Source organism: Candidatus Amarobacter glycogenicus, from assembly GCF_016704105.1.
Classification (GTDB): Bacteria; Chloroflexota; Dehalococcoidia; order Tepidiformales; family Tepidiformaceae; genus Amarobacter; species Amarobacter glycogenicus.
In genome coordinates this window covers 62,042-88,350 of the sequence record NZ_JADJAT010000020.1, presented here as the reverse complement: position 1 = coordinate 88,350, position 26,309 = coordinate 62,042, and the positions used below count along the sequence as shown (strand labels likewise).

The 26,309-nt window shown below is 65.6% G+C and carries 22 protein-coding genes; 17 read left to right on the top strand and 5 right to left on the bottom strand.

The window, feature by feature from the left end; translation table 11 throughout:
* Positions 1-216 precede the first annotated feature (216 nt).
* The 6 genes from IPG14_RS14765 to IPG14_RS14740 all read left to right on the top strand — a co-directional run bounded on the left by IPG14_RS14765 (position 217) and on the right by IPG14_RS14740 (position 6,600).
* The gene (locus tag IPG14_RS14765) at positions 217-588 is read left to right on the top strand and encodes a (2Fe-2S) ferredoxin domain-containing protein (RefSeq protein WP_343386300.1); all 372 of its coding nucleotides are present in this window, start codon (positions 217-219) and stop codon (positions 586-588) included.
* Positions 589-736: 148 nt separating this feature from the next.
* Positions 737-2,662 (top strand): ATP-binding protein, encoded by a 1,926-nt coding sequence (locus IPG14_RS14760; RefSeq protein ID WP_343392330.1) that lies wholly within the window; start codon positions 737-739, stop codon positions 2,660-2,662.
* Positions 2,663-2,710: 48 nt separating this feature from the next.
* A complete protein-coding gene (locus tag IPG14_RS14755) occupies positions 2,711-3,496 on the top strand; it encodes an ABC transporter permease (RefSeq protein ID WP_343392329.1) in 786 nt (261 codons plus the stop codon).
* Positions 3,486-4,418 carry an ABC transporter ATP-binding protein gene (locus tag IPG14_RS14750; RefSeq protein WP_343387272.1) on the top strand — a complete coding sequence of 311 codons (933 nt, stop codon included), beginning with the start codon at positions 3,486-3,488 and terminating at the stop codon, positions 4,416-4,418. Before IPG14_RS14755 ends, IPG14_RS14750 begins: the two co-directional genes overlap by 11 nt.
* 37 nt (positions 4,419-4,455) lie before the next feature.
* The gene (locus tag IPG14_RS14745) at positions 4,456-5,082 is read left to right on the top strand and encodes a serine O-acetyltransferase (RefSeq protein WP_343392328.1); all 627 of its coding nucleotides are present in this window, start codon (positions 4,456-4,458) and stop codon (positions 5,080-5,082) included.
* A gap of 33 nt (positions 5,083-5,115) precedes the next feature.
* Positions 5,116-6,600, top strand: coding sequence for a hypothetical protein (locus IPG14_RS14740; protein WP_343392327.1), 1,485 nt, complete (start codon positions 5,116-5,118; stop codon positions 6,598-6,600).
* On the opposite strand, the gene IPG14_RS14735 is transcribed toward IPG14_RS14740, so the two are convergent.
* Positions 6,581-8,011 carry a glycosyltransferase family 39 protein gene (locus IPG14_RS14735; RefSeq protein ID WP_343392326.1) on the bottom strand — a complete coding sequence of 477 codons (1,431 nt, stop codon included), beginning with the start codon at positions 8,009-8,011 and terminating at the stop codon, positions 6,581-6,583. The two genes, IPG14_RS14740 and IPG14_RS14735, sit on opposite strands and share 20 nt — an antisense overlap.
* 146 nt (positions 8,012-8,157) lie before the next feature.
* On the opposite strand from IPG14_RS14735, the gene IPG14_RS14730 reads away from it, so the two are divergent.
* The 7 genes from IPG14_RS14730 to IPG14_RS14700 all read left to right on the top strand — a co-directional run bounded on the left by IPG14_RS14730 (position 8,158) and on the right by IPG14_RS14700 (position 15,019).
* Positions 8,158-9,054: a glycosyltransferase family 2 protein gene (locus IPG14_RS14730; protein ID WP_343392325.1), complete on the top strand. Its 897-nt coding sequence runs from the start codon at positions 8,158-8,160 to the stop codon at positions 9,052-9,054.
* A 67-nt stretch (positions 9,055-9,121) separates the two neighbouring features.
* Positions 9,122-9,409 (top strand): DUF503 domain-containing protein, encoded by a 288-nt coding sequence (locus tag IPG14_RS14725; RefSeq protein WP_343387276.1) that lies wholly within the window; start codon positions 9,122-9,124, stop codon positions 9,407-9,409.
* 192 nt (positions 9,410-9,601) lie between these two features.
* Positions 9,602-10,132 carry a hypothetical protein gene (locus IPG14_RS14720; RefSeq protein WP_343386287.1) on the top strand — a complete coding sequence of 177 codons (531 nt, stop codon included), beginning with the start codon at positions 9,602-9,604 and terminating at the stop codon, positions 10,130-10,132.
* A gap of 130 nt (positions 10,133-10,262) precedes the next feature.
* Complete coding sequence (locus tag IPG14_RS14715; protein ID WP_343387278.1) at positions 10,263-11,837, top strand: long-chain-fatty-acid--CoA ligase; 1,575 nt, start codon at positions 10,263-10,265, stop codon at positions 11,835-11,837.
* A 97-nt stretch (positions 11,838-11,934) separates the two neighbouring features.
* Positions 11,935-12,216, top strand: coding sequence for an AbrB/MazE/SpoVT family DNA-binding domain-containing protein (locus tag IPG14_RS14710; RefSeq protein WP_343392324.1), 282 nt, complete (start codon positions 11,935-11,937; stop codon positions 12,214-12,216).
* Positions 12,213-12,650: a PIN domain-containing protein gene (locus tag IPG14_RS14705; protein WP_343386463.1), complete on the top strand. Its 438-nt coding sequence runs from the start codon at positions 12,213-12,215 to the stop codon at positions 12,648-12,650. The genes IPG14_RS14710 and IPG14_RS14705 overlap by 4 nt, the downstream gene beginning before the upstream one ends.
* 119 nt (positions 12,651-12,769) lie before the next feature.
* Entirely contained in the window at positions 12,770-15,019 is a 2,250-nt protein-coding gene (locus tag IPG14_RS14700; RefSeq protein ID WP_343392323.1) for a (Fe-S)-binding protein, read from the top strand.
* A gap of 167 nt (positions 15,020-15,186) precedes the next feature.
* Here the strand turns inward: IPG14_RS14700 and IPG14_RS14695 are convergent, their stop codons facing one another.
* Positions 15,187-15,675 (bottom strand): DinB family protein, encoded by a 489-nt coding sequence (locus IPG14_RS14695; protein ID WP_343392322.1) that lies wholly within the window; start codon positions 15,673-15,675, stop codon positions 15,187-15,189.
* 59 nt (positions 15,676-15,734) lie between these two features.
* Here IPG14_RS14695 and IPG14_RS14690 point away from each other — a divergent pair, with 59 nt between their 5' ends.
* Positions 15,735-16,601, top strand: coding sequence for an alpha/beta hydrolase (locus IPG14_RS14690; RefSeq protein ID WP_343392321.1), 867 nt, complete (start codon positions 15,735-15,737; stop codon positions 16,599-16,601).
* 22 nt (positions 16,602-16,623) lie between these two features.
* Here IPG14_RS14690 and IPG14_RS14685 read toward each other — a convergent pair whose 3' ends face one another.
* The 3 genes from IPG14_RS14685 to IPG14_RS14675 all read right to left on the bottom strand — a co-directional run bounded on the left by IPG14_RS14685 (position 16,624) and on the right by IPG14_RS14675 (position 22,632).
* Positions 16,624-18,621 carry a diguanylate cyclase gene (locus IPG14_RS14685; protein ID WP_343386280.1) on the bottom strand — a complete coding sequence of 666 codons (1,998 nt, stop codon included), beginning with the start codon at positions 18,619-18,621 and terminating at the stop codon, positions 16,624-16,626.
* A gap of 109 nt (positions 18,622-18,730) precedes the next feature.
* Positions 18,731-20,698, bottom strand: coding sequence for an ABC transporter ATP-binding protein (locus tag IPG14_RS14680; protein WP_343386279.1), 1,968 nt, complete (start codon positions 20,696-20,698; stop codon positions 18,731-18,733).
* Positions 20,698-22,632: an ABC transporter ATP-binding protein gene (locus tag IPG14_RS14675; protein WP_343392320.1), complete on the bottom strand. Its 1,935-nt coding sequence runs from the start codon at positions 22,630-22,632 to the stop codon at positions 20,698-20,700. The genes IPG14_RS14680 and IPG14_RS14675 overlap by 1 nt, the downstream gene beginning before the upstream one ends.
* 237 nt (positions 22,633-22,869) lie before the next feature.
* Here IPG14_RS14675 and IPG14_RS14670 point away from each other — a divergent pair, with 237 nt between their 5' ends.
* From IPG14_RS14670 to groL, 3 genes are all read left to right on the top strand, one after another.
* Positions 22,870-23,985 (top strand): DnaJ domain-containing protein, encoded by a 1,116-nt coding sequence (locus IPG14_RS14670; protein WP_343392319.1) that lies wholly within the window; start codon positions 22,870-22,872, stop codon positions 23,983-23,985.
* 178 nt (positions 23,986-24,163) lie between these two features.
* Complete coding sequence (groES, locus tag IPG14_RS14665) at positions 24,164-24,490, top strand: co-chaperone GroES (protein WP_343386276.1); 327 nt, start codon at positions 24,164-24,166, stop codon at positions 24,488-24,490.
* A gap of 90 nt (positions 24,491-24,580) precedes the next feature.
* Positions 24,581-26,203 (top strand): chaperonin GroEL, encoded by a 1,623-nt coding sequence (groL, locus tag IPG14_RS14660; protein WP_343386275.1) that lies wholly within the window; start codon positions 24,581-24,583, stop codon positions 26,201-26,203.
* The last annotated feature ends 106 nt before the right edge of the window (positions 26,204-26,309 follow it).

The window sequence follows — 26,309 nt, the reverse complement described above, 5'->3', positions numbered from 1 at the left end:
CGCCCATCGCTGCGAACATCCGGTCGTGGTTCGAACACGAGCGAGCGCTTCCGCACTCGCCTCCCTCACCACGACTCACGGCAGCAACCCGGCATCGCCCGGACCATTTCGTGTTCGCCCGAACATCCCGTCGTGGTTCGAACACGAGCGAGCGCTTCCGCACTCGCCTCTGATGGTCTCGTGTGGCCGGCGCCGGGACGTGCGAAACTGTCCGCCATGTCCAGGATCAAGAAAGCGCGCGAGAAGGCCGAAGAGCGCGGCATCGGCAACTACGATCGGCACGTCTTCCTCTGTATCGGCCCCGATTGCTGCACGCAGGAAGAGGGCGAAAAGGCCTGGGGCCAGCTGAAGAAGGCGGCCGCCAGGCTCAACGGCTCGCCCGAACAGGGCCGCCTCTACCGGACGAAAGTCGGCTGCCTGCGCATCTGCGAGTACGGCCCTGTCGCCGTCGTCTACCCCGAGGGCACCTGGTACGGCGGCCTCACGCCGGAGAACCTCGAGCGAGTGATCGAAGACGACCTGGCGAGCGGACGCGCAGTGGAGGACCTCGTTATCGGGCGTAACCCGCTCCCCCGCATACTTCCCTGAGTTCCGCCGAAGACTCCTTCACGGGCAGGCCATTTGTGTCGTTGTTCGCCCGTATGTAGGGCATTCCCCGAGAGGCTCGGACCTCGCTTCGCACGATAGTTACCACGGGATCACGATTATCGGACCTTCGCGACTTCTGCTCCGGAGGGTGGCGCTGGCGGCGTTGCTCATTGCCGCGGTGCTTCACACCGCGCTCTATCCGGCTGCCTACGCCTCGAGTTCGAGCACAGCCGCGATCCTTTTCTATTCGGTCCCAGGGGTCGTGGCGCTCACCCTTTCTTGCTGGCGGCTCCGCCGGTCGGCCGGCGTCGACCGCGTGGGCTGGTCGATCCTGGCTGCTGCCGTCCTCGGGACCGTCATGTTCGATGCCTCCTGGAACGTCGTTTCACGGCTCGATGAAGAGCCGCCGTATCCGAGCTGGTTCGATGCCCCCTACCTCGTGACCTACGCAATGCAGATTGCCGCGATCGGGCTTCTCACCTCGCCGCTCTGGCGGAGCAGGGACCGCCGCTGGTTGTTCGATGCCGGCGTCCTCCTGGTCGTAGCCGCGGGTCTCGGCTGGCACATCGTCCTGCCCAGGGCCGGTGATGGCGCGTTGACCAGGTGGGTCAGTTTCGCCTACATCGTCCTGGACCTCGCCTTTCTCGGCACCGCGCTAACCGGCATCTACCGCGGGCGCATCACTGCGAGGAACTCGCTCCTGCTGCTCGTCGCAATCACCCTCGCGGTCGCGGATGTCGCCTACTACTACTATCCGCTCGCCTATGACAGCACCTGGAACGTCGGGCACTGGCTGATCGCCCTCGCCGCGGTCCTGCCTCCGAGCCTGACCCTCCGCGTCCCGCCGTTGCGAGTGATTCGCTCGGGCGCCCTTCCCTACACCGCTGCCGCAGGCATGGCCGTCTTCACTGCGTTCGAATTGCAACACGAAAACGCCGTCGACCTCTTGCTCACCTGCGTCGCCGCCCTCGGCCTGGTGGTCGTCAAGCAGATCGTCGCGCTTCGCCAGGCGCTCGCAATCCAGCGCCAGGAAACCGCCTTCCGCGAAGCCGTCCTCGAGACCCAGAGCGACCTCGGGCTCGCGATGGTGATTCTGGAGGGCCGGAAAGTGATCTTCGCGAACAAAGCCGCCGAGCAGCTCACCGGCCGGCACGCCAGCGAGCTCTCCGGGATGCCGTCGGTCCAGGGTCTCGCCTTCGAGGCCGACCGCGAAGATTGGGATGCCTGGCTCGCCGTCCCCTCCGGGCCAGACGATGCCCGGTTGGTCCGTCCGGATGGCACCGTCCTCGAGATCGAGGTCGTCGCCCGGTGGATGCACTCCGCCGGGGATCCGCGCCTCCTGGTCGTCGCTCGCGACGTCACCGCTCGCCGCCAGGCCGAAGTCACGCTCGCCCACGCCCAGCGTCTCGAAGGCCTCGGTGCGCTCGCCGGCGGCGTCGCCCACGACTTCAACAACCTGCTTGCCGCGATCCTTGGCAATGTCGGTCTCCTCCAGATGGGAGAGCTCGACGACGAAGCCCGAGAAGTCGCGGCGAGCATCGAGACCGCTGCTCGCCACGGCGCCTCGCTTACCCGCAGTCTTCTGGATTTCTCCCGGCCTCAGCCCAGGCAGTTCACCGTCGAGGACCTCCGAGACTGCCTGACGGAAGGCGTCGGCCTCGCCCGGACAGCTTTCCCGGCCAACGTACGCCTCCGGTTCGAACCCGGCCCCGTGCCGATCCCGGTCCGCGGCGATAGCGGACAGCTGGTGCAGGCGTTCCTCAACCTCGTGCTGAACGCGCGCGACGCCGTCGGAGACACCGGGGACATCTCGATCACGACAAGGATTGTCCCGGGCTCCGCCGTCGTCGAAGTCACCGATTCGGGACACGGGATGGACCCCGAGACGCAGGGTCGCATCTTCGAACCGTTCTTTACGACAAAGACGCGCGGCGCCGGCACGGGACTGGGCCTCGCCATCAGCCACCGCACCATCCGGGACCACCGGGGCACCATCGAAGTGCGCTCGACTCCGGGAGTGGGGACCACCTTCACCGTCACCCTGCCACTCAGCACCTTCGCCACCTCCAGCTGACGCGGCCCCCGCTGTTTCGCCACTTTCGCGGGGCGCATACTGCAGCCTATGGTCCAGGCTCGCCCCACCCTGACGGCGACCCGCCGTTGGCGAAGCACCGCCGAACTCGTCGCCGCCCTCACGGGCCGCGACCTCCAGCTGCGCTACCAGGGCAGCGTCTTCGGCTGGGCATGGTCGCTCGTCCGACCCCTCGCCCTGGGACTCATCCTCTCCTTCGCCCTGGGCAAGGTCCTCGGCACCGGGATCACCGCCGAATTCCTCCTGGCCGGTCTCTTTCCCTGGTTCTGGTTCCAGAGTTCGGTCCAGGCCGGCGCCGGGACCTTCGTCGGCAATGGCGGTCTTCTCAAGAAGGTGCGGTTCCCTCGCGCAGTCCTTCCCCTGAGCGTGGTCCTCGGGAACACGCTCCAGTTCCTTTTCTCGCTCCCCGTTCTCGTCGGGTTGTTACTGGTCAACGGCCACGGACCATCGACCGCCTGGGTCGCCCTCCCCATTGTGTTCGCGCTCCAGCTGCTCCTCACTGTTGGGCTGGCCTTCTTCGTTGGCAGCGTCACCGTCTTCTTCCGAGATTTGGAGCACATCGTCGACGTCCTCCTGAACCTCGTCTTCTATGCGACGCCCATCATCTACGCCGCGGACCGCGTCCCCGATTCGTACCACTGGGTAACCATCGTGAACCCCCTCGCCCCGATCGCCGAGAGTTGGCGGGCGATCCTCCTGGATGGCGATTGGCCGAATTCGGACCTCGCGTATTCCGCCGGGCTCACCGTTGCGGCACTCGTGATCGGCTGGCTCACCTTCCGACGCCTCGAGGACTCTTTCGCCGATGGGATCTGAAACACCCGTCGTCGTGGCCGCCCGGGGGGTTTCCCGGCGCTTCAGGATGGTGGCGCCGGGCCAGGAGCTGAAGACGATGCTCCTCCACCCCCGTTCGGCCTTCGCCGGCCGCCGCCACCGCCAGGCTCACTGGGCCGTCCGCGATGTCTCCTTCGAGGTCCGGCGCGGCGAGTTCTTCTCCATCGTCGGCGCCAACGGCAGCGGCAAGAGCACGCTGCTCCGCATCCTGGCGGGCCTCAGCAAGCCTACTTCCGGCTCGGTCGAGGTCTGCGGCCGGCTGACCACCATTCTCGAGCTGGGCAGCGGCTTCCACCCCCAGGTTTCGGGGCGCGACAACGCGATCATGAACGGCCTCCTTGCCGGCATGACGCGCCGCGAGGTCGAGGCGCTCCTCCCGGCGATCGTCGACTTCGCCGGCCTCCACGAATTCATCGACCAGCCGATGCGGACCTACTCCTCCGGCATGTATGTCCGCCTCGGCTTTGCCATCGCGGCGTTCATGGACCCCGAGATCTTGCTCGTCGATGAAGTCCTCGCCGTCGGCGATGCCCGCTTCCAGGAGAAGTGCTACGACCACATCGCGGGCCTTCGAGAGAAGGGCGTGACGATCGTGATGGTCTCCCACGACCTGGCCGCCGTGGAGCGGTTCTCCGACCGCGCCGCACTGATGGAGCGGGGCCGGATCATCGCGATTGGCCAGCCGCGCAAGATTGTTGGGCTCCATGTGGAGCGGCTCGCCAGCAGCTCCCCCGAGATCCGGGCGGCCCTCGAAGAGCACATCCACGCCGACCAGGAGGGGATGGACCGCCTCCTCGCGGAAGACCCGGAGGCAGCCAGGGCGTTTGCCGCCGCCCTCGAAACGAACCCGGAGTTCCAGAAGCTCATGGAGGAGAAGTCCCGCGGCGCCCGCCAGGCGGACTGACCCGCCTTCGGCCGCTCCGCGCTACGATGCGCGTGGCATGTCGCTCAAGAAGGTCCGTGCGAGCTGGAAGCGCCACCGCGCCCTTGTTGGCCGGGACATCGACATCCACGCAGAGTGGCCGACGATGTTCGGCCTCATCCGCGCCGGCCGGCCGCGGTGGTTCGTCTTCCTCTACCTCTTCTTCACGGTCCATTCGTTTCCCGCGGTGGCGCTCTTCCGCGCCCAGTCCTTCTTCTTCGAAGCCGGGTGTCCGCCGCTCGCGACGTTTGTTTCCCGTCTGAACTCATTCCTCTTCGGCGTCACGATTGGGAACCAGGTGCGCTCGAACGGTTCCATCCTCTTCGCGCACGGCCACGTTGTCCTCGATGGTTGGACCGTCCTCGGCGACCACGTCGAGGTCAACCCGTTCGTCACACTCGGGATCGGCAACAGTTCCCAGAAGCGCTTCGAACTCTGGGGCCCAACCATCGGCGACTACGTGAACGTCGGGACCGGCGCGAAGATCATCGGCAAGGTCACCATCGGCGATCACGTCCGCATCGGTGCGAACGCTGTCGTCCTGGATGACGTCCCTTCGAACAGCACCGCCGTTGGAGCGCCCGCCCGTCACTTCCTCACGAGGCAGGGCCTCGGCGACCTCCCCTGGGAGCCGCCTTCGGCGTGACGGGGACCGGCGGGCGGTTAGAATCCGCGCGCAGTGAGTGAGGCGATGCCCCCGCCCGGGAACGAACTCCACGTGCCCCTCGTCCCGGTGCTTCGCTGGGGCCAGGTAGTGTCCGTCCTGCCCCTGCTCGCCGCGCTACTGGCGTCCGTCGTCGCCTATTGGCCGGCGTTGCAGTCTCCGCTCTACGCCGACGACTACCTCTACCTCAACGCGGCTCGGAACCTCTCGTTCTCAGACATCGCAATGGCCGCGTTCACACCCCTGAGCGAGGAGCCGCTGCTCGCGCCCGTGACCTCCAACTACTGGCGCCCGCTTCACAGTCTCAGCTTCGAGCTTCTCGAACCCCTGTTCGGCGGCAATCCGTCCGCCTACCACGTCCTCCTTTTGGGCATCCACCTGGCTTCAGTCGTGCTTGTCTGGCTGCTTGCCCGGCAGTTGAGCGGACGCTGGGAGACCGCCGGGATAGCGGCAGTGCTGTTCGCCGCCCACCCGGCCCCTTTCGAAGGAGTGGCCTGGATAGCGTCCTCGAACAACGCCGGGCTCCCGCTCATGCTCGCCGCCTGGCTCTTCTTCGCCCGGGCAACGGAGCGTGAACGGCTCCGCTGGCGCGGGCTCATCGTCTCCGCGCTCTTGCTGGCAGCCGCCCTGGGCTTCCGCGAGTCGACCCTCACAGTCGTTCCGGCCATCGCCGCCTGGCGCTGCCTCTGGTGGCGGCGCGATCGCCTGCGAGAGCGTTCCACCTACGCGCCCTTCCTCCCGTTCGTCATCGTCCTTGCTGTTTACGAGGTCGTCCGGACCCGCTTCCTCACCGAGCCGGCGATCACCGCCGGCGCCTGGGGTCTGGGAGATCACATCCTGGGCCAGTTCTGGTTCTACCTGAAGGTCGTCGCCTTCCCCGTGAGCGAAGGCGCTACCGGGAGCGTCCACTGGGCCCAGGTGACCGCCGGCGCGGCCATCCTCTCCTCGCTCCCGGTCCTGCTTGTGCTCCGTCGCTGGCGCATGGCTGCCATGGTTGCCGCGCCGTTCTTCGCTATCACCGTCTATGCCCCGCTGACCCTCGGCGTCTCGCAGCGCTACGTCTACTTCCCCGCCGCCTTCGCTGCGCTCGCCGGGGCCGTTGTCCTCCGCGAACTCCTGGATTATGCCCGCCTCTATATCCATCCACGGCTCTTATGGCCGGGTGTCGCGGTCGGCCTTGGGCTCCTTCTCCTGCTTGGCTCGGCAGCTATCCATCGCCGCACGGCTGAGTGGGTCGAGGCTGGCCCGGACACCCAGCAGCGGTGGGTGGACGAATTGCGTGCTCTCTACCCCGAGCTTCCCGAGGGAGGCACGCTCTATTGCGCGGACGTTCCCCTCGTCCTCGCCCTCTTCAACGATGTAAACCTCGTCCCGACGGTCTCCTTTTACTACCCCGGGGTGACCGCCCGGCGGATCGCCGCCGAGGATGTGCAGGAAGTCCGGGCATCGCTCGGCCCGGATGACCGGATCTTCGTGCCAGCTACTCCGGCTCGAAAGTAAACCAGCGGTCGTCCGGCTTCATCACCGAGCGTCCGTAGTCGATGTACTGGTCCTGGATCCAGTAGACCGGGTGGGTCTCGCCCTCGTACAGGTAGTTCACCATCGGCTGCAGGATATAGGCGTCGAGGACGTTCAGCGTTGGCGGAGTCTTCGATACGAAGAGGCCTCCTCCTTCGGGCAGCTCGGGGTAGGTGGCCAGCAACTGGTCTACCCACGCCTGATTCACCTCCGGGTGCGTCTCCACCCACCCCGCGACGCGGTGGTTCGCCGTCACGGCGGTGACGGCGGCGACCGCGGCGATGCCCAGCACGCAGATCTGCTCAATGGGCGCGGATGTTTTCAGCTTCGCCAGAGAGGCGACGCACACCGTTGCGGCGGCGCCGAGCAGGAGGGCGAGCAATGCCCCCGGGATGTAGAAGTAACGCTCACCGCGGCCGAGGCTGAACGCCGCGTATGGGACGAGCGAAACAAAGAAGCCGAGGCTCAACGCCAGCACCAGCCACTGCCTCCGAAGCGCTGCGATAACTGCCACCCCGATCAGGACCACGGTACCGATGAATTGCGCGGAGTCTTGCCAGGCCGGCTCCGGCGACCCCAGGGGCACGAGGCCTCGCTCCGCGTAGAACCACCAGTTCTTGAAAACATCCTGGTCCGCGTCGATCAGTGGGCGGCCGCCATCGGGGTCCAGGATCCCGGTCAGAAGCAGGTAGACCACGAGGAGGGCGATGTGCACCCCGGCGAGAATCTGCGTCTCACGCTCTCGCAGCCGTTCACGACGTTCGACCATGCCGTACCAGAGCAGCATCGCCACGACGATGCCGGCGACCGATTCACGATAGGCCAGCGCCACCACCGCCAGCCCGAGCGAGGCGGCCAACCACCGGTTGCGCGCCGCGGTGGACTCGGCATCGATGGCGCGCGTGAAGGCCAGCCAACCGGCGAGTGCCAGCGGCAGCGCGGCGCTGTTCAGCGATGCTATCCACGTGATCGACTCGAACCCCTCAGGATGGACGGCCATCACCAGCGCGGCGACCGCCGCGCCCAGCCGGCTCTTCGTCAGCCGCCACCCGAGCGCGTACACCAGCACCACCGACGCCAGGTGCACTGCGAGGTTGAACAGGTGGTACGGCAGCGGCTCATCCCCGAACACGACGTAAATCAGCCGGAAGGTGACGAACGAGAGGGGTCGCCAGTAGTTCGCGCTCAGCCTCAGTGCGCCGGGGTCTGCGCCGGGGTCGAAGCTCGACCGCAGGAAGTCGCTCCATGGCATGTCTCGCGAGGCGAGGAGCAACAGATAGTCGTCGCTATGGAATGGCGAGTTGAGCGCCGGGAAGTAGATGAAAACGGCAGCCAGCAGCGCACCGCACAGGGGCAGGACCGCGCCCATCCGCCTGGCTGAAGTGGCGCTCATCGTCGATCCTCCTCGCCGCTGGATGTTGACGCCCAGTGCCGTCCGCGCTGCAATCTCCGCGACGTGTCACTGCAGCCTCGCGCTCGATCCCGCCGTCGCCCCGATTCTACGCGTGGCGGGCCGCTTTCCGCCCGGCGCGTGCGCCGGTGAGCCTGCCGCACGTAGCGATCCTGACTGTCACAACCAACGCCGCCGGCCACCTGGGGCGCTACTTCGACGCCCTCGAAGGAGTGACCTACCCCGACTGGTCCCTCACCATCGTCGACAACGCCTCCAGCGACGGATCGCCCGAGATATCCCGGACGCGCCGCCCATCTGCCACCTTCGTCCAAAACGACGCAAACCTGGGCTTCACCGGGGCCTGCAACCGCGCACTGCTCGCCCTGCGCGACACTCCCTCCGTCGACTATGTCCTCTTCCTCAATGACGACACCGAGGTGACGCCCGCGTTCCTCGAACCGCTCGTCGAATTCGCCGGCGTCCGCACCCTCGTAGCGCCCAAGACGTACCTGGCGGGGCGTGAAGGCCTCCTCGATGATGCTGCGGGCGAATTCGATTGGTGGCGCGGTGCGTGGAAGCACAAGCTTCTCGGCCGCAAGGAATCGCCCGAAGATAACCGACCTCGCCAGATCGACAACGCCAACCTCTCCTGCCTGCTCGTTCCCCGCCAGGCCTTCCACGAAGTCGGCCTGCTCGATGACGCCTTCTTCGTCTACTACGACGACACGGACTTCTGTCGCCGCGCCGCCGAGAAGGGCTACCGCATCCTCTACGAGCCGCGGTCGGTCGTCTTTCACCAGAAGGGTGCGACCCTCGGCGGGCAATTCTCGCCCTTCGGCTGCTACTACCTCTCGCGCAACCGGCCGTACCTCATGCGGAAGCACCTCCCGTTCGGGCGGTTTGCGGTCTTCTGGGCGTACTACATGGGCACGCGCGCCGTCCGCATGGCACTCTGGTTCGCCCGCGGCCGCACCGACCTCGTCGCCGCGACGCTCGGCGGGGTCCGCGATTTCCTTCTCGGGCGCATGGGCGCCCGGAGGTGACCGGCGCCGACCGCTCTCACAGCGGCCCTTTCCAATCCGCCGTCCGAAATCCAGAATCCCCGTCCAGATGACCATTGCCCTCCTTCGAGTCCGCCTCCGTCTCCCGTCCCGCACGCTCAAGGAGAAGCGGACGATCGTGAAGTCCGTCGTCGAGCGCCTGCGCAACCGCTTCAACGCCAGCGTCGCCGAGGTCGACGACCTCGATTCGGCCGGGCTCGCCACGATCGCCGCAGTCGTCGTCTCCAACGAATCCCGCCACGCCGACGAGCAGGTGCAGGCGATCGCCGCCGCAATCGAGGAGTGGCGCCTCGATGCCGAAGTCCTCCAGGTCGAAACCGAACTCATCGACGCCTGAAGCTGTTCGGGCCCGTGCGGACACTCCTCGTGTACCGTTGGGCGGTTCCATTCCCGCCGCGTCGCCGTACCCCGACCGACGAGGGGCTCGCTTCGGCCGAATGGACCCGTGGGCTCGGGTTCGCGATCGTCTCTTACCGAACTCTCAGGCTCTCCCAACCCTCCCCCAATGGGCGCGCGCTCTACTGGTTGCATGGCCGGTTGGAAACTGAAGGCAGCACTCCTCTTCCTCTGGCCAGCGGTCGGTCTCGCCTGGCTGGCATGGATCGCCACCCGCGCCGCACTGGCGCGGAATGCCACAGGGACTTTCGCGCTGGTGTCGGTCGCCGGCTTCTCCGTCGGTGGTGGCGCCCCGGCGTACGTCGAGACATCTGCGCCGATCGTCCGCGCCGTCGTCCTCGCGCCGTTCACCGGCCCCGCCGTCGCCTGGGGCCTCGCCCATGGGGGCGAAATCCATTGCCAGGGCAGCATGATCGTCATCACCGGTATGTCCGGCGGACACGGTCCGCGTTCGGCGGTGACCGTGGGCCAGGTCATCCTCACCTCCCGGGTGGCCCTGGATGACCCGCTTCTCGCGCATGAGACCGTGCACGGCGACCAGTGGGCGTTCCTGGGAGTCCTTACGCCTCCGCTCTACTACCTCTCCGACGTGATTGCTGGCGGCTCCGAACGCAACATCTTCGAAGTGGCCGCCGGCCTTGAAGACGGCGGTTACGAACTCTGACTCTCGCCCCCACGCGACGGGAGGGAGGCTCTGGCAAGTTCCGCCTCGTGGGAGGCTGCCCCCGGTTCGCCCCAGCGTTATGCATCCCGTAAAATTCGGCCGCACTGCCAAGCTACTTCCCGGAGTTGCAATGAATACCATCGAATTCCTGCAGATCACCTCTGCCGTCGTGCCTGACCGCGAGGCGCTGGTTGAGGTCGGCGGGACCAACAGCAAGCGGATCACCTTCGAAGAGATGTACCCGCTCGTCGTCAAGCTCGCCAACGCCCTCCAGGGCCTTGGTGTCGAAAAGGGCAACAAGGTGGCGACGATGGCGCAAAATAGCGCCGATTTCGTCATCACCTACTACGCCTGCGCCATGCTCGGCGTTACCTTCGTGCCCCTGAACTACCGCTCGAAAGACGAAGAGCTGACTCACATGCTCAACGTCTCCGAGTGCCAGGCCGTCTTCGTTTCCGAACGGTACACAGACCTCGTCAGCCGCATCCGGCCCACCCTCACGACGGTCAAGCACGTCGTCAATTACGGCGCCGCCACGCCTGGTGCGCTCGCCTTCGATGATATCGTCGCCGCCGCCGGCGAGGACGAGATCTGGACCGAGGTCGACGACAAAGACGCGACGATCATCATCTTCACCTCCGGTACGACCGCGCTGCCGAAGGGCGTCCAGCTCACGTACCTCGATATGACGGCCTACGTTACCAATCAACAGCCCGCCGACCCGGACGTGCACGAGAAGCTCCTTGTTTCCGCGCCGTTCTTCCACGTCGCCGGCGCCACGGCGATGATGCTGGCTGTCTGGTGTGGCCGGACACTCGTCATCCTGCCCCAGTTCACCCCGGAGCTCTGGCTCCAGGCCGTCCAGCAGGAAGGCACGAGCCACGCTTTTGTCGTCCCAACGATGCTCAAGCGCATCATGGAAGTGCCGGACTTCGAGAAGTACGACCTCTCGACCATGCGCCAGATCACCTACGGCGCCGCACCCATGCCGTACGAAGTCGTCCGCAAGGCCTGCGATGTGTTCTCTCCCAGGGGCATCGGCCTCATCAACGCCTATGGCCAGACCGAGTCGACGGCCACGCTCACTTTCCTCGGGCCCGAAGACCACGACCTCAGCGTCGATACCGAGATCAAGGAACAGCGCCTCCGCTCCGTCGGCAAGCCCATGCCCGATGTCGAACTCGGCATCATGGATGAGCGGAACCGCCTCCTTCCCCCGGGCACCGAAGGCGAGATCTGCGTCCGCTCCGACCGCGTCATGAAGGGCTACTACAAGCAGGAAGACGCCACCAGCACCGCCATCATCGACAACTGGCTCCACACCGGCGACGTCGGCAAAGTCGACGAAGGCGGCTACCTCTTCATCACCGGCCGCAAGAAGGACATCATCATCCGCGGCGGCGAGAACATCTCTCCCGGCGAGATCGAAAACGTCCTCGAGGCCCACCCTTCGGTGGAAGAGGCGGCTGTCATCGGCGTCCCCGATGTCGAATGGGGCGAAGTGGTGAAGGCGATCATCGTCCCTCGCACCGGACAGAAGGTGACGGCCGAAGAGATCAATGTCTACGCCAAGGCGCACCTGGCTTCGTTCAAGGCGCCGCAGTACATCGCCATCGTGGGCGAACTCCCGCGTAACGCCATGGGGAAGGTCCTCAAGACCGACCTCCGCAAGGAATACGGCACTCCCACGAACGACGGGGCGTAGGCTCCGTTCCGGGCGAACCTCAAACCAGAGAAGGCCGCGTGAGCGGCCTTCCTTGCTGTCCAGCGTTCATGGCGCCGGAAATGGTATGCTTTCTACCATGAAAACCACCATCGACAGGGCCGGGAGAGTGGTGATTCCGAAGCGCATCCGTGAGCAGGCCGGGCTGACGCCAGGCGCTGAGATCGAAGTGCGGTACTGCGATGGCCACGTCGAGGTGGAGGCGGCGGAAACCGAAATCCGGATTGAAGATCGTGACGGTTTTCCGGTCGCTGTCGCCGTTGGGACCGTCCCGGTTCTTACGGATGCGATGTTGCAGCGGGTGATCGACGAGGTTCGGGCGGAACGCGGCTCCACTTCGTCGGCGGAGGACCAGGGCTGACCACCTTCGCCGCGGACACCAATGTCCTCGTTGCGGCCATGATGGAATGGCAGCAACACCACCGGGTGGCGCGAGCTGAAGTCACGCGTCGAATAACCTCAGGCGACCAACTCGTCATTCCCGCGCACTGCCTGGTGGAAAGCTACGCGACCCTCACTCGCTTCCCAGCACCTCACCGGATGTCGCCGGCCACGGCGATCGGACTGCTGAGGAGAATGTACGTGGGCCGGGCTACCATCTTCGCGCCCGCGGCCGCGGACTACCTCCCGCTCCTGGATCGGTCGGCAAGAGCGAGCGTGGCTGGTGGCGCCATCTACGACGCCGCCATCGGGGCTGCAGCCGTGGCCGCCGGCGCTGAACTCCTGCTGACGTTCAACGTCCGTCACTTCGAACGGCTGGGGCTAGGCATCGAAGTCCGCGAGCCGCGCGTCTGACCAATCCACCGCCGTTAGCCCCCAACCGCGGCCTCCGGTAGGATGCGTTCACCTGGGCTTACCGCGCCTTAACACCGCGCCCGGTCGGCCCCTATACCTCACGCCGGGATTCGAAACCTATGACCTCGATACCGCAGAACACCCCGAAACCGCCCAAGGGGACCCGCTTCCGCGCCAGCTGGGGCGGGCTCGTCATCCCCGTCGCCATCGTCGGTGCGATCTCCGCAGCCGAAACAGCCCGGACCACCGACGCCTCACGTGAGATCTTCTTCAACATCTCCACGCCGTGGCTCATGTACTTCGTCTTCACGCTCGCCGTCGCGATCATCATCGGCGCGTTCGTCCAGCGAGCCCGGATCTGGCGCCTCGGCCGGCCCCACAGCGTCAACCGCAGCCTCGGAGCTCGCCTTACCCAGGCTCTCACAATGGGCGCCGGCACGAGCCGCGTGAAGAACGACCGCTTCGCCGGCATCATGCATGCCTGCATCTACAGCAGCTTCGTGATGCTCACCATCGTCACCGGCCTCCTCGCCGTCGATGACTACGTACCGCTCATCTTCGGTTCGAGCGATGAACACCTCTTCCTCCAGGGCCCCATCTACCTGGGCTATTCCCTCGTCGGTGACGTCTTCGGTGTCGTCGGGCTCGTCGGAGTGGGGATGGCCGTCTATCGCCGCTACATCGCGCCACCCACGAAGCTCACCTGGGACAGGCGCGCAGCCGAGGACGGGATCATCGTTGGCCTCCTCGGGTTCGTCCTGTTCACCGGCATCCTCGTCGAGGGCCTCCGCATCGGTGGCGGCGAGATCCCCGCAGGCAACGAAGACTGGTCGAAATGGTCGCCCGCCGGCTATGTCATCGCCAAGATCCTTGGCGGCCCGATCAGCGAATCGACGCTGCTCGATCGGCACGTCTGGTGGTGGTGGTTCCACGTAGTCGCCGCCTTCAGCCTGCTGACCCTGATGGCGGTCACCAAGTTCCGCCACATCGTCTTCGCCCCCGTGAACGCGTTCTTCAAGCGGCCTTCCACCCCGCTCTACCTCGCTCCCATGGGCGATATCGAAGCCCTCATCGAGTCCGGCGCCGGCCTTGGCGCGGGCAAGCTCCAGGACTTCACCTGGAAGCAGCTCTTCGATGCCGATACCTGCGTCCGCTGTGGTCGCTGCACCGATGCCTGCCCGGCATTTGCCGCGGGCCAGCCGCTCTCACCGATGGCCCTGATCCAGGACATCAAGACCTACATGAACCATGCGGGGCCGCTCCTCATCTCCGGCAAGAACCCCGAAGAAGTGCTCGAAAAGCCCCTCGTCGGTGGTTACATCAAGGATGAGTCGCTCTGGGCCTGCCGCACCTGCGGCGCCTGTGTCCAGGAATGCCCGGTCCTCATCGAGCACGTCCCAAGCATCGTCGACATGCGGCGCTACCTCGTCATGGAACAGGCCCGCGTCCCGGCGACCGCCCAGGCTGCCCTCCAGAACATCGAGCAGCGCGGCCATCCCTGGCGCGGCACCCAGCTCACTCGTACCAGCTGGATCGAGCAGCTCCAGCAGCAGGGCCTCGATGTCCCGATGTTCGATGGCTCCCAGGATTACCTCTACTGGGTCGGTTGCTCCGGCGCGCTCGTCGAACGCAACGTCCCGATCACCCAGTCCGTCGTCAAGCTCCTGATGGAGTCTGGCACGAGCTTCGGCGTCCTCGGCCAGGCCGAGTCCTGCAATGGCGACCCTGCGCGGCGCCTGGGCAACGAATTCCTCTTTGCGACCATGGCGCAGGCCAACGCCGAGATGATGAACGAGGTCGGCGTGAAGCGCGTCATCACGTCCTGCCCGCATTGCTTCAACACTTTCAAGAATGAATACCCGGACTTCGGCGCGAACTACGAAGTCTCCCACCACGCCGACTTCCTCCAGTTCCTCCTGGCCAAGGGCGACCTGAAGCCGAAGACGATGAACAACGCCACCATTACCTTCCACGACAGCTGCTACATCGGCCGCGGCAACGGTATCTACGATTCGCCCCGCCAGGTGCTCGAGGCGATCCCCGGCGCGACTCTCGTCGAGATGCCGCGCAGCCGCGAAAAGGGCATGTGCTGCGGTGCCGGCGGCGGCAACATGTGGCAGGAAGAAGAAGGCACCCGCGTCAATCACCTCCGCGCCGCCGAAGCCGCAAACACCGGCGCGAGCATCGTCGCGACTGCCTGCCCGTTCTGCATCCAGATGTTCGATGACGGCATTCCCGCCGTTCAGCCGGATGAGGAGAAGCGGACGATTAAGGCCTACGACATCGCCGAGTTGCTCGAAGTCAGCGTGAAGCCTGCCACCATGGCGATGGTCGACGGAGCCGTCGAGGTCCCGCCCGGCGTCAGCTAACCTTCGTCCCGCGCGAACGTGAGGAGGGCCCGCATCGCTGCGGGCCCTCTGCGTATTTTGGAGAACGACCACTCCCATGCCGTGGGGAACGCGCCCGTTGGCACGGGCTGGTCTACGAGGTGCTGGCTGCGGAGCGAACGGTCAATGTGGACGCTCTACAAGTGATCTCAGCCCTCCCGTGCTCGCCGCGCCCGCACATCCTCCAGCGTCTCGCCGAGGGCTTGTTCCAGTTGGGCGACATGCTCTCGGTCGTGCCGAACCCACACGCCGATGAGTTGTTCGAGGCTGAATTCGCGTCCTTCGCGTATTCCCCGCCGGTGGAGGTCCTCGGGCCGCACCATCCTCAGGATGCCGAGGCTTGCCTGGCGCTGCAGCGCGAAGTCCCCCAGCAGCCACTCCTTCCGGTCTCGCAGCCTGCTTCGTCCCGGCTCCCAGGCCGTCCCGTCCAGGAAATGCAGCACCGGAGATTGCTCCGCGAGCATGCGGGTGACCGCTGCCCGCATACAGAGAAATTCGTCATCGCGGAAGTGCGCCAAGATCGTCCGGGCGTTCCATTGCCCGCCGGGCGCGGCATCGAGCGCGAAGTCGTCCGCCTCTGCTACGAGGTGTGCCAGTGTGGCCGGCGTTGCCGCTAACTGCGCGATCAGCTCATCCATAGTCAAACTGTACCAGCCGCCGGTCTCGCGTCTCGCGCCTTTCCTACTACTATTTAGCCATGCGCGAACCAATTCCCTCCCGCCACCGTCTGAATGGTGTTGAACTCCAGGTCTACGAGTGGCCCGCCGATGGGCCGACCATCTTCCTCGCCCACGCCACCGGATTCCACGCCAGGTGCTGGGACCAGGTGGTTGCCCGCTTGCCCGAATTCCGCTGTATCGCGGTCGACATGCGCGGCCACGGCCTCAGCAGCCAGCCGGAACCACCCTACCTCTGGCGCTATTTCGGCGAGGATGTCGCCGCCCTCTCCCGCAAACTCGGGCTTCGCGGTGCGGTGGCTGCCGGACACTCGAAGGGCGGCTACGCAATTACGCTCGCGGCCGCGCTCGAACCGGGCATCTTTTCGAAGCTTCTCCTTGTCGACCCCGTCATCCTCTCCCGTGCCGCGTACCGGTCGTATGCCGAACGCGAAGGCGATGTTGAACACTTCGCCGCGCGCCGCCGGAACGAGTGGCCATCACCCGAAGCCATGTTCGAGAGCTTCAAGGGCCGGCCCCCGTTCAGTCTCTGGGACCCGGCCGTGCTTCACGACTACTGCCAGTACGGCCTCGTCCCCAGTCCCGACGGCGATGGCTGTGTGCTCGCCTGCCCGCCGCGGATCGAGGCCGCGACTTACGGGGGCAGTGCCGGCGGCGACATCTACGACGAGATCGGCACCATCGACATCCCGGTGCGCATCCTCCGCGCGCGGGAACGCACCGCCCAATCGCCCGCCGACATGAGCAGTTCGCCCACCAACCCGGAACTGGTGAAGCACTTCTCAAACGCGGAAGATGTCTATCTGCCCCAGTTCTCGCACTTCATCCCCATGGAAGCCCCTGGCTTCGTCGCTGACCATCTCCGGGAGTTGGCAGCCGGGCGGTGATTCGCGAGATCCGCGTGTCCGCTCACGCCGCCGCGGGCGCTGTTACCAGCCGGTCGCGGCCCGTGTTCTTCGCTTCGTAGAGCGCCTTGTCCGCGATGTCGTACGCCCGCGCGACTGCGTCCTTCGTGTTGTCGCTCGCCCTTCGGCACGGCGCCAGCCCGGCGCTGATGGTGACACTCACCACCCGGCCCTCGGAGAGTCCGCAGGGTCTCGCCGCCACCAGTTCCACCGCGCGCTGGCATGCGCGTTCGGCGTCTGCGACCGAGACGTTGAAAAGCGCGCCAAATTCCTCGCCACCGAGTCGTCCGATGACACCATCCTCGCCGATGGCGGCGCCCAGGGACTCTGCGACCGTCTTCAGGACCGTGTCGCCGGCCGGGTGGCCATACTGGTCGTTCACGCGCTTGAAGCGGTCCACGTCGAAGACTGCGATCGCGCTCGGATGCCGACTGGCCGCCATCTCGAACCACGCTCGCCGCGACAGGACGCCGGTGAGTGCGTCGTGTTGCGCCAGGTACTCTGCGCGCAGCCGTGAAGCTTCCGCTTCGCGAGCGGACGCCTCGGCCCGTTCCATCGCCGCCGTGAGGTCGATGTTCATGCGCTGGAGCTCTCTCGTCGCACGCAGCCGCTCAGATTCATCGGTGGTGACACCGATGACGCCTGTGGCCGAACCGTCGTGGTCGCGCAGCGGCGCGAACCGGGTCTGGAAGTCCCGGCCGTCCCACTGCATATCCGCCGTGAAGCTGTCTCCGGCCAGCCCGCGTTCGAGGTTCGCCCGAAGTTCTTCGGCGAAGTAGCCCGGCACCAGGTCGTAGATCCGGCTGCCCACCAGCGAGGCCGTCTCCTGCGCGATCGTGCCCTTGTCGGCGCCTTCCAGCAGCACGATCGTCCCATCCGGTTCGAAGACCGTGATGAAGACCGGGGCATTCGTGAAAACTGCCCTCAGACGCTGGTCCGTCTCGCGCAGTTCGCGGTTCAGTTTGAAGGCCCGCATGGTTGGTCCGGCCTGGGCCACCAGCGAACCGAGGAAGCCCATCTCCGTCTCGTCGAAGGCATGCTGTTCCGACCCGCAAAACGTGATCGTCGCGTACAACGCGTCCTTCGTGAACACCGGGAAGGACGCCATCGAAAGGATGTGCGCCTGTTCGTAGAAGTGGCGCAGCTCGTCGTTCACCAGCAACTGCTCATTCGGGTCGCCAACGTCCGGGACGGTGTAGGGCTGCCGAGTCCATGCCATGTGGCGCGCCCCCAGCAAATCGCGTTCGCCGGAGTTCTCTGATTCTTGTCCGCGCTTGCCGCGCTCCGCTGTCTCGGTGTTCGAGTGCCTCCCGACGTTTATGGCCCGGTCGATGACGCGTTCGATGCCGGGGTCGAAAACGAGGATGACGACCCACGCGAAGCCGCTTGCCCGGGACAGTGCTGTCGCCAGCGCGGAGAGCGGGTTATCCGCGTGTTCCGCCTGCGTGAACGCTTCGGCGATCTCGCCCAGGACGCGCATCTGGCCCTGCAATCGTTCGCGGCGCTCGCTGTCGAGCACGTTGCCGATCAGGTAAGCCATCAGGGGGCGCACACTGCCCAGCAACTCCACCTGGTCCTCACTGAGGCCGTCGGGCCATGGGCCGCGGACGATCAACATCTCTGAGTTGCTCTCGTCGCCGGGAAGGATCGCGGCGATATGCGTCGCGGGCACCTGGGCCGAGAGGGGGACCACATCGCCAACCAGCCGGTCGGTGACAGTCAGCAACCGGTTGGGTTCGCCCGGATTGGCGGCCGCTTCCCGCCACGCGTACCAGTACCCGCGCTGCTTGATCTCATACTGGGCCGGGTCTCCGTCGTCCCCGAGACGGACGAAGGCCGGGTCGCCGCTCCGGACCACGTAGGCGTCATCTGCATCGAAGAGTCGCCGGATCTCGGCACAGGCTGCGACCACCGTCTCGACCGTTGCCGTGCCTGGCGGTGTCGAAGCAAGGCGCGAAAGCGCCCCGAGCGTCCCGGACATTCCCTTTCCTGCTTTCCCCACTCCGTTCTCCTAGGTTTACGGCAAGAAGGCGCCCGAGTCGTAGCCCATCGAAAAAGGGAGAGGGCTCGCACCAGGCGAGCCCTCTCGGAACACTTCGGGTTTCGGCGGCTCAGCCGCCTGCTGCGGGCTGGGGAGCCATGTTCGGCTGCAGTTCACCCCGGCGGCGGGCAGCGACGGCTTCGTCCTCCCCGACGACGGCGGTGCCCTGCTGCGACTGCTCCTGTTCGTAGGTCATCTTGTAGAGGTTGGCGTATATGCCGCCCTTCGCCAGCAACTCGTCGTGGCTGCCGATCTCTGCGATCTGACCCTTATCGAGGACGACGATCCGGTTGGCCTCGCGGATCGTCGACAGCCGGTGGGCAATGACAAACGAAGTTCGGTTCTTCAGGAGCTCCCGCAGAGCACGCTGGATGACGACTTCCGTCTGCGTATCGACGTACGCCGTCGCCTCATCGAGCACCAGGATCCGCGGAGATGCCAGGATCGCCCGCGCGAAGCTGATGAGCTGGCGCTGCCCCACCGAAAGGTTCTGTCCGCGCTGCTGGAGGACGGTATCGTAGCCATGCTCCAACCGCGATATGAATTCGTCCGCCCCGACGGCCTTCGCGGCGGCTTCCACCTGGTCCGCCGTCGCTTCCGGCCGCCCATAGGCGATGTTGTCGCGGACCGAGCCGCTGAAGAGATACGGGTTCTGGAGGACCACGCCCATGTGTCGCGTCAGTGAGCGGCGCTTCACATCGCGGATGTCGTGTCCGTCGATCTTGATCGACCCGGCCGTCACTTCGTACCCGCGGCTGATGAGCGAGGTGATGGTGGTCTTCCCGGCGCCGGTCGGCCCCACGAAGGCGATAGTCTCGCCCGGCTCCACGTGGAGCGTGATTCCCCGGAGGATCGGGACGCTCTCGGTGTAGTGGAAGTGGACGTCGTCGAAATCCACGCGGCCCTCGACGGTCTCAAGCTCGAGCGCGTTCGGCTTGTCCTGGATGCGCGCCTCGGTGTCGAGCACTTCGAAGATGCGTTCGCCGCCCGCCATCGCCCGCTGCAGCATCGTGTACTGCAGCACAAGGTCCCGGATCGGGTCGAAGAACCGGCCGACGTACAACATGAAGGCGACGAGCACCGCGAACAGGCTCGCGACATCGACCGTGCCCTCGGCATTCAATGCGCGCAGGCCGCCGACGATGAGGACAGCGCAGGTGGCGATGGCCACCGCGAGCTCGATCACCGGCATGATTGCGGCGCTCAACATGCCCGCCCAGATGTTCGCCTTGCGATTCTCCTGGTTGAGTGCGTCGAAGCGCCGCGCGTTCTCGCCTTCGCGCGACATCGATTGAACCGCGCGCACGCCCGAAACGTTCTCCGCCAGCGTGCCATACAGCGCGCTGATCTTGATCCGCACGTTCACGAACGCCTGCTTCGCGTGGCGCGCCCACCAGAGCATCACCAGCACGAGCGGCGGGACGATGGCGAAAGTGACCAGAGCGAGTTGCCAATCGAGGAACATCAGTACGGTGACGACGACGGCAAGGCCCACGAAATCGGCGAGGAAGGTGAGTGATCCGCTGGTCAGGAGCTCTTGCATCACCGTGACGTCGCTCGTCAGGCGGCTGATCATGCGGCCGACTTCCATCTCGTCGTAGAAACTCAACGAGAGGCCCTGCATGTGGTCATACATCTCGCTGCGTAGTTGCAGCAGCAGCCGGTTGCCCATCCACGCCGTGGTGAGCAACTGGATGTAGGCGGAAATCCAGGTGATGCCGGCCGTCCCGACCATGATGCCGAGGAGCCACCACACACGCGTCTCGTTGCCCTCGACTCCTGCTTTCACGGTCATGCCGATGAGGAGCGGCTGCAGGTAGCTCGTCACGGCCGAGATGATCATGCAAGAAAGTGCGAGGAACGCCTGCTTCTTGTAAGGCTTCAGGTACGGGAGGATTCGCTTCACAACCTGTGAGTCATAGGCCTTCCCGAGGTATTCGTCGTCCCAGCCATCGCTGCCGCGGCCGTGCCGCGGTCCCATGGACTGACCCCCAATGCCGGTGCTCCAGCCGCCGGCGCCTGCTCCACCACCGAACATCAGGAACCACCTCCAGAGCCGCCGGAGCCTTCCCCGGCGAGCAGCCTCGCACGGACGCGTTCGACGACTTGCGGCGGGATCCCCGCCGTATCGCCGGTGCGAACCCGTTCTCGGATTGCATCGATCATCGCCGCCGAAGGCGGCCCTCCCTGGAACCCTCCGCCGTTGCCGAAGCTTCCAGGCCCGGCTGCCACCGAATTCGGGGTGGGGCGCCCGAGCGCTTCTTCCTGGTCGCGAAGCTCCAGGTCGAAGATCTGGCGGTACAGGCCTTCCTGCTCGAGCAACTCGGCGTGCTTGCCGCGCTGCACCACGCGCCCGCCCTTGAGCACCAGGATCTCATCGGCCCGCATCACCGTGCGCAGGCGCTGGGCGATCACGAACGTTGTCCTGCCGGTCATCAGTTCGTTCAGCGCCTGCTGGATCAGGAACTCGGTCTGCGAGTCCACGCTCGCCGTCGAGTCATCGAAGATGAGCAGCTTCGGGTCCAGCAGGAGCGTCCGTGCGATGGCGATGCGCTGCTTCTGCCCGCCGGAAAGCGTCACGCCGCGTTCGCCCACCCACTCCTCGTAGCCGTACGGCAGGCTCACGATGAAATCGTGGATGCGGGCCGCTTTCGCTGCCTTTTCGATGTCCTCCTGGGTTGCCTCCGGGCGCCCGTAGGCGATGTTCTCGCGGATCGTCCCAACGAAGAGGAACACATCCTGCTGCACAATCCCGATGTTCCGGCGGAGCGAATCGATCGTCACGTCTCGCACGTCGGTGCCATCGATCGTGATCCGGCCACCCGTTACGTCGTAGAAACGCGGGATCAGGTTGACGACCGTCGACTTGCCGCTGCCGGTTGGCCCCAGCAGGGCGATGACCTTTCCCGGAGTGGCATCGATATCGACTTCGGTCAGGACCGCGCTCAGGTTGTCGTACCCGAAGCTCACCTTCTCGAACTGGACATGGCCCGTGACATTCGTCAGGACCTTCGCGTCCGGCTTCTCCTGCACGGCCGACTGCGCGTCCAGGAGCTCGAAGACGCGCTCCGACGAGCTGATGCACCGCGCTGCCATGTTGATGATCATGCCGATGGAGCGGAGCGGCAGCTGGAGCAAGTTCAGCCAGAGCGTGAAGACCGTCAGGTTGCCGACGCTCAGGTCGCCCTTGGAGATAAGGTAGGCGCCCACGCCCACGGTAACGGCGACCTGGGCCGCCGAGAGGCCCTGGAGCATCGGCTGGTTGCCTGCCTGAACGCGCGATGAGTAGTAGCTCAGGTCCGCCTGCTTCTTTGCGGCCTCCGAGAACTTCTTGCTCTCAAAGGGCTCCTGGGCGAACGCCTTCACGACCCGGATGCCTGTCAGGCCTTCTTCCGCTACCTGCGTCATCTCTGCCTGGTTCTGCTGGATCTCCATCCAGATCGGCCGCAGGCGCGAGCTCGTCACCCAGGAACGCCACGCCAGGAAGGGCATGCTCGCTACCGAGACCAGGGCGAGCTGCCAGTTGATGATGAACATGCCCACCACCGAGATGACGAGCATGATCCCGATGAACGCGAGCCGAAGCGCCCCCATGTTCACGAACATCCGGATGCTCTCCACGTCCTGGGTGGAGCGCGACATAATCTGGCCTGTCTGCGCCTTGTCGTGATAGGCGTAGCTCAGGCGTTGAAGGTTGTCGTAGATCTTGTTCCGGATGTCATAGGCGACCGACTGCCCGACCGTCTCGCCGAGGTACTGCTGCCCGAACTGCGCGAGTCCGCGCCCGATGGCGAACAGCACGATCGCCACCGCACCGTAAATGATGAGCCGCTCGCTGCCATCGAGGCCCGTCAGTTTCCCCGAGGCATCGCGCTGCGGGTCCAGGCCAAAGTCGATCGCGTAGCGGATGAGCAGCGGGCTCACCATCACGAACACGCTCGCCGAAAGCATCGCCGTCCATGCAAGCGCCAACTGCTTCTTGTATGGCTTCAGAAAAGGAATCAGGCGCAAGAGCCAACGCACGGGCCACCCCCCTATCGATGGAGCCTATCATACCCTCACGCGAACGTGAAGTTTCTATGATGCGAAACATCTTCCGCGCGAACACACGCCTTCGCCCGTGCTCTGCCTGGGCTCTCACGCGTCCCGCCGGGGCGACTCGACTCCCCTGCCGGATCGACGCCTCCGCCTGATACCATCGCAGCAGCCATGGGGGCCCCCGAAACCGACTACTACGCCATTCTCCAGGTCGCCCACACCGCGAGCGAAGCCGACATTCGCTCTGCCTACCGGCGCCTCGCCCGCGAACACCACCCCGATGCCAACCCCTCGCCGGAAGCGGAACAGTCCATGCGCCGTATAAATCAGGCGTGGGAAACCCTCCGCGACCCGGAAAAACGCTCCATCTACGATAGCCAGCGCCCGAGACGCGCCCGCCCGCCCGCCCGCCCGATGCGCGCGCAGCCGCCCCCGCGGCCACGACCGCGGCAACGCCCCCAGGAACAGGGGTTCCCTCCCGAAGACAGTGCGCGAGAAGCCCCACGTGCATCGGTGGAATACACCGGCGACCTTTCCATCAACTGGTATCGCGAAGTCGGCGTCCGGGAAGACGCCCCCCGCCAGGAGATCGTTAAAGCGCTTTCGAAGATGGCTGCCGGCCTCAGCGGCGCCGATATCAGTGCGACCGAGTTCGCTCGGCGCCGCAACACCATGCGCGAGGCCTGGGCGGTCCTCGGCGACCAGTACATGCGCGCCGCCTACGACCGCGCCCGCAAGAAGCCGCCGAACGCGCCTGCTCCGCCGGAGCCAGGCGCGGCTTCCCCTCCTGGCCCCGCGCCGACTCCGCCGCCCGGTTACCGCCTTGGACCGGTCACCGTGAATGGCCACACTGTCGACAAGGCGGCATCGCTCGCCGGCGCGGACCTTCGTGGTGCGGACCTCCGAGGACTCGACCTGGCAGGAATCGACCTGCGCGACGCCCGCCTCCAGGGCGCGGACCTCGAAGCGGCCTCGCTTCGCCGGGCACGCCTCCAGGGCGCCGACCTTTCCGGTTCGAACCTTCGCTTTGCGGACCTCTCCCATGCCGATGCCACCGCTGCCTCTCTCCGCCAGGCCGACCTCGCCAGCGCGGCTCTCCACGCGACCGTCTTCTTTCGGGCGGTCCTGTCAGGGGCCAGCCTTGCCGGCTCCGTCGGCCCCGGGATCAACCTGGACTATGCAGACCTGGCGCGGACCGACTTCACCGGCGCGAAGATCACGCCCCAGCTCATCGAGCGGGGAAACCTGGCCGGTACGATCATGCCGGACGGAACCACCACCAGTTGACCGGCCCGGACATGTTCACTCCGGGCTCAAGCGGACATCTTCACGCGGCATTTGGCCCCGACGTTTTCTCTCGCCCGCGCCAAGCGCGGCCACAGGACTAGCACTCTCACCGATAGAGTGCTAACATCCCCGATTGCTACCCATTGCACTTGACTTCCCAGGAGGAATCACACCTTTTATGGCAGCTAAGACCGCTTCCAAGACCGCCGCCAAGACGCGGCTCGTCCCCCTCGCCGACCGCCTGGTCATCACTCCCCTGAAGCAGGAAGAAGTGACGACCAGCGGATTGGTCATCCCCGACACCGCCAAGGAAAAGCCCCAGCAGGGCGAAGTCGTCGCCGTCGGCCCCGGCCGCCTCGATGACGCCGGCAAGCGCGTCGACATGGGCCTCGCCGTCGGCGACCGTGTCCTCTACGCCAAGTACACCGGCACCGACATCAAGCTCGACAACGTCGACTACATCGTCCTCAACGAGAAGGACGTCCTCTGCAAGCTCGAGGTCTAGTGCCGAATCCCCCGGAGGCGCCCCGCACCGGCCACCCCTGACGGGACGCCTTCGCCTTCGGTACCTCGCACTTCAGAAAGAGAGAATCCCATGGTTGCAAAGCAACTGCTGTTCGATGAGTCGGCGCGCAAGCGGCTCAAGGAGGGCGTCGACGCCCTCGCCGATGCCGTCAAAGTGACCCTCGGCCCTCGCGGCCGCAACGTCGTCATCGATAAGAAATTCGGCGCCCCCAGCATCACCAAGGACGGCGTCACCGTCGCCCGTGAAATCGAACTGGAAGACCCGTTCGAGAACATGGGCGCCCAGCTCGCCAAGCAGGTCGCGACGAAGACCAACGACGTCGCCGGCGATGGCACCACCACCGCCACCGTCCTCGCCCAGGCCATCGTCCGTGCTGGTCTCAAGATTGTGACCTCCGGCGCCAACCCGATGGCTGTGAAGCGCGGCATCGAAGCCGGCCTCGTCGAAGCCGTCAAGGATCTCCGCGCACAGGCTCGCCCTGTCCTCACCAAGGACCAGATCGCCCACGTTGCCGCCATCTCCGCGAACGACAAGCAGATCGGCGAGCTCATCGCGGACGTGATGGAGAAGGTCGGCAAGGACGGAGTCATCACCGTCGAAGAGTCCCGCGGCATCAAGTTCGAAACCGAATTCGTCGATGGCCTCCAGCTCGATCGTGGCTACGTCTCTCCCTACTTCGTCACGAACACCGACCGCATGGAAGCGATCATCGAGAACCCCTACATCCTCATCACCGATAAGAAGATCTCCGCGGTCCAGGACATCCTGCCGCTGCTCGAGAAGATTCTCCAGGTGACGAAGGACATCGTCCTTATCTGTGACGACGTCGATGGTGAAGCGCTTGCCACCCTCGTGGTGAACAAGATGCGAGGCACCATCAACATCCTCGCCGTGAAGGCGCCGGGCTTCGGTGACCGCCGCAAGGCCCAACTCGAAGACATCGCCATCCTCACCGGCGGCACCCTCATCACCGAGGACATCGGCCTCAAGCTGGAAAACGCTACCGTCGCCGACCTCGGTCGCGCCCGCCGTATCGTCTCCAACAAGGACGACACTACGGTCATCGAAGGCTTCGCCAGCGACGAGGCCATCCAGGCCCGGATCAAGCAAATCAAGGCCCAGGTCGATGACGCCACCAGCGACTTCGACCGCGAGAAGCTCCAGGAGCGACTCGCGAAGCTCGCCGGAGGCGTCGCCGTCATCAAAGTCGGCGCCGCGACCGAAGTCGAGCTGAAGGAAAAGAAGGCCCGAGTCGAAGACGCCCTCAGCGCTACCCGCGCTGCCGTCGACGAAGGCATCGTTGTTGGCGGCGGTGTCGCCCTGGTCCGCGCCCAGAAGGCCCTCGAAGCCCTCGCCGCGAAGACCAAGAACGACGACGAGAAGTCGGGCATCTTGCTCCTCGCCGAGGCGCTCGAAGCCCCAACCTGGACGATTGCCGATAACGGCGGCCTCGAAGGCTCCGTCATCGTCGATAAGGTCAAGAAGCTCAAGAGCGCCAGCGAAGGCTGGAACGCCGAAAACGACACCTGGGGCGATATGTTCGAACTCGGCATCGTCGACCCGGTGAAGGTGACGCGCTCGGCCCTCGAGAACGCGGTGAGCATCAGCTCGCTCGTCCTCACGACCGAGACGCTCGTCGCGGAAATCCCGCAACCGCCGATGATGGCGCCACCCCCGCCCGAAGACTACTAGGCCTTCGGCTCCGGTACGTTCCCCCTGTGCCCCCGGTTCGCAAGAGCCGGGGGCATTTCCGTGGTGAGGGGATCGGGGCTCCTCCCCCGCTTACTCGGTCGCCAAC

Excerpts from the sequence above, each read along its gene's own strand:
- IPG14_RS14765 (WP_343386300.1), top strand. The coding sequence starts at position 217 with ATGTCCAGGATCAAGAAAGCGCGCGAGAAGGCCGAAGAGCGCGGCATC.
- IPG14_RS14720 (WP_343386287.1), top strand. The coding sequence starts at position 9,602 with ATGGCCGGTTGGAAACTGAAGGCAGCACTCCTCTTCCTCTGGCCAGCG.
- IPG14_RS14680 (WP_343386279.1), bottom strand. The coding sequence starts at position 20,698 with ATGTTCGGTGGTGGAGCAGGCGCCGGCGGCTGGAGCACCGGCATTGGG.
- IPG14_RS14670 (WP_343392319.1), top strand. The coding sequence starts at position 22,870 with ATGGGGGCCCCCGAAACCGACTACTACGCCATTCTCCAGGTCGCCCAC.
- IPG14_RS14690 (WP_343392321.1), top strand. The coding sequence starts at position 15,735 with ATGCGCGAACCAATTCCCTCCCGCCACCGTCTGAATGGTGTTGAACTC.
- IPG14_RS14725 (WP_343387276.1), top strand. The coding sequence starts at position 9,122 with ATGACCATTGCCCTCCTTCGAGTCCGCCTCCGTCTCCCGTCCCGCACG.
- IPG14_RS14700 (WP_343392323.1), top strand. The coding sequence starts at position 12,770 with ATGACCTCGATACCGCAGAACACCCCGAAACCGCCCAAGGGGACCCGC.
- IPG14_RS14755 (WP_343392329.1), top strand. The coding sequence starts at position 2,711 with ATGGTCCAGGCTCGCCCCACCCTGACGGCGACCCGCCGTTGGCGAAGC.
- IPG14_RS14745 (WP_343392328.1), top strand. The coding sequence starts at position 4,456 with ATGTCGCTCAAGAAGGTCCGTGCGAGCTGGAAGCGCCACCGCGCCCTT.
- IPG14_RS14715 (WP_343387278.1), top strand. The coding sequence starts at position 10,263 with ATGAATACCATCGAATTCCTGCAGATCACCTCTGCCGTCGTGCCTGAC.
- IPG14_RS14750 (WP_343387272.1), top strand. The coding sequence starts at position 3,486 with ATGGGATCTGAAACACCCGTCGTCGTGGCCGCCCGGGGGGTTTCCCGG.
- IPG14_RS14695 (WP_343392322.1), bottom strand. The coding sequence starts at position 15,675 with ATGGATGAGCTGATCGCGCAGTTAGCGGCAACGCCGGCCACACTGGCA.
- IPG14_RS14735 (WP_343392326.1), bottom strand. The coding sequence starts at position 8,011 with ATGAGCGCCACTTCAGCCAGGCGGATGGGCGCGGTCCTGCCCCTGTGC.
- groL (WP_343386275.1), top strand. The coding sequence starts at position 24,581 with ATGGTTGCAAAGCAACTGCTGTTCGATGAGTCGGCGCGCAAGCGGCTC.
- groES (WP_343386276.1), top strand. The coding sequence starts at position 24,164 with ATGGCAGCTAAGACCGCTTCCAAGACCGCCGCCAAGACGCGGCTCGTC.
- IPG14_RS14710 (WP_343392324.1), top strand. The coding sequence starts at position 11,935 with ATGAAAACCACCATCGACAGGGCCGGGAGAGTGGTGATTCCGAAGCGC.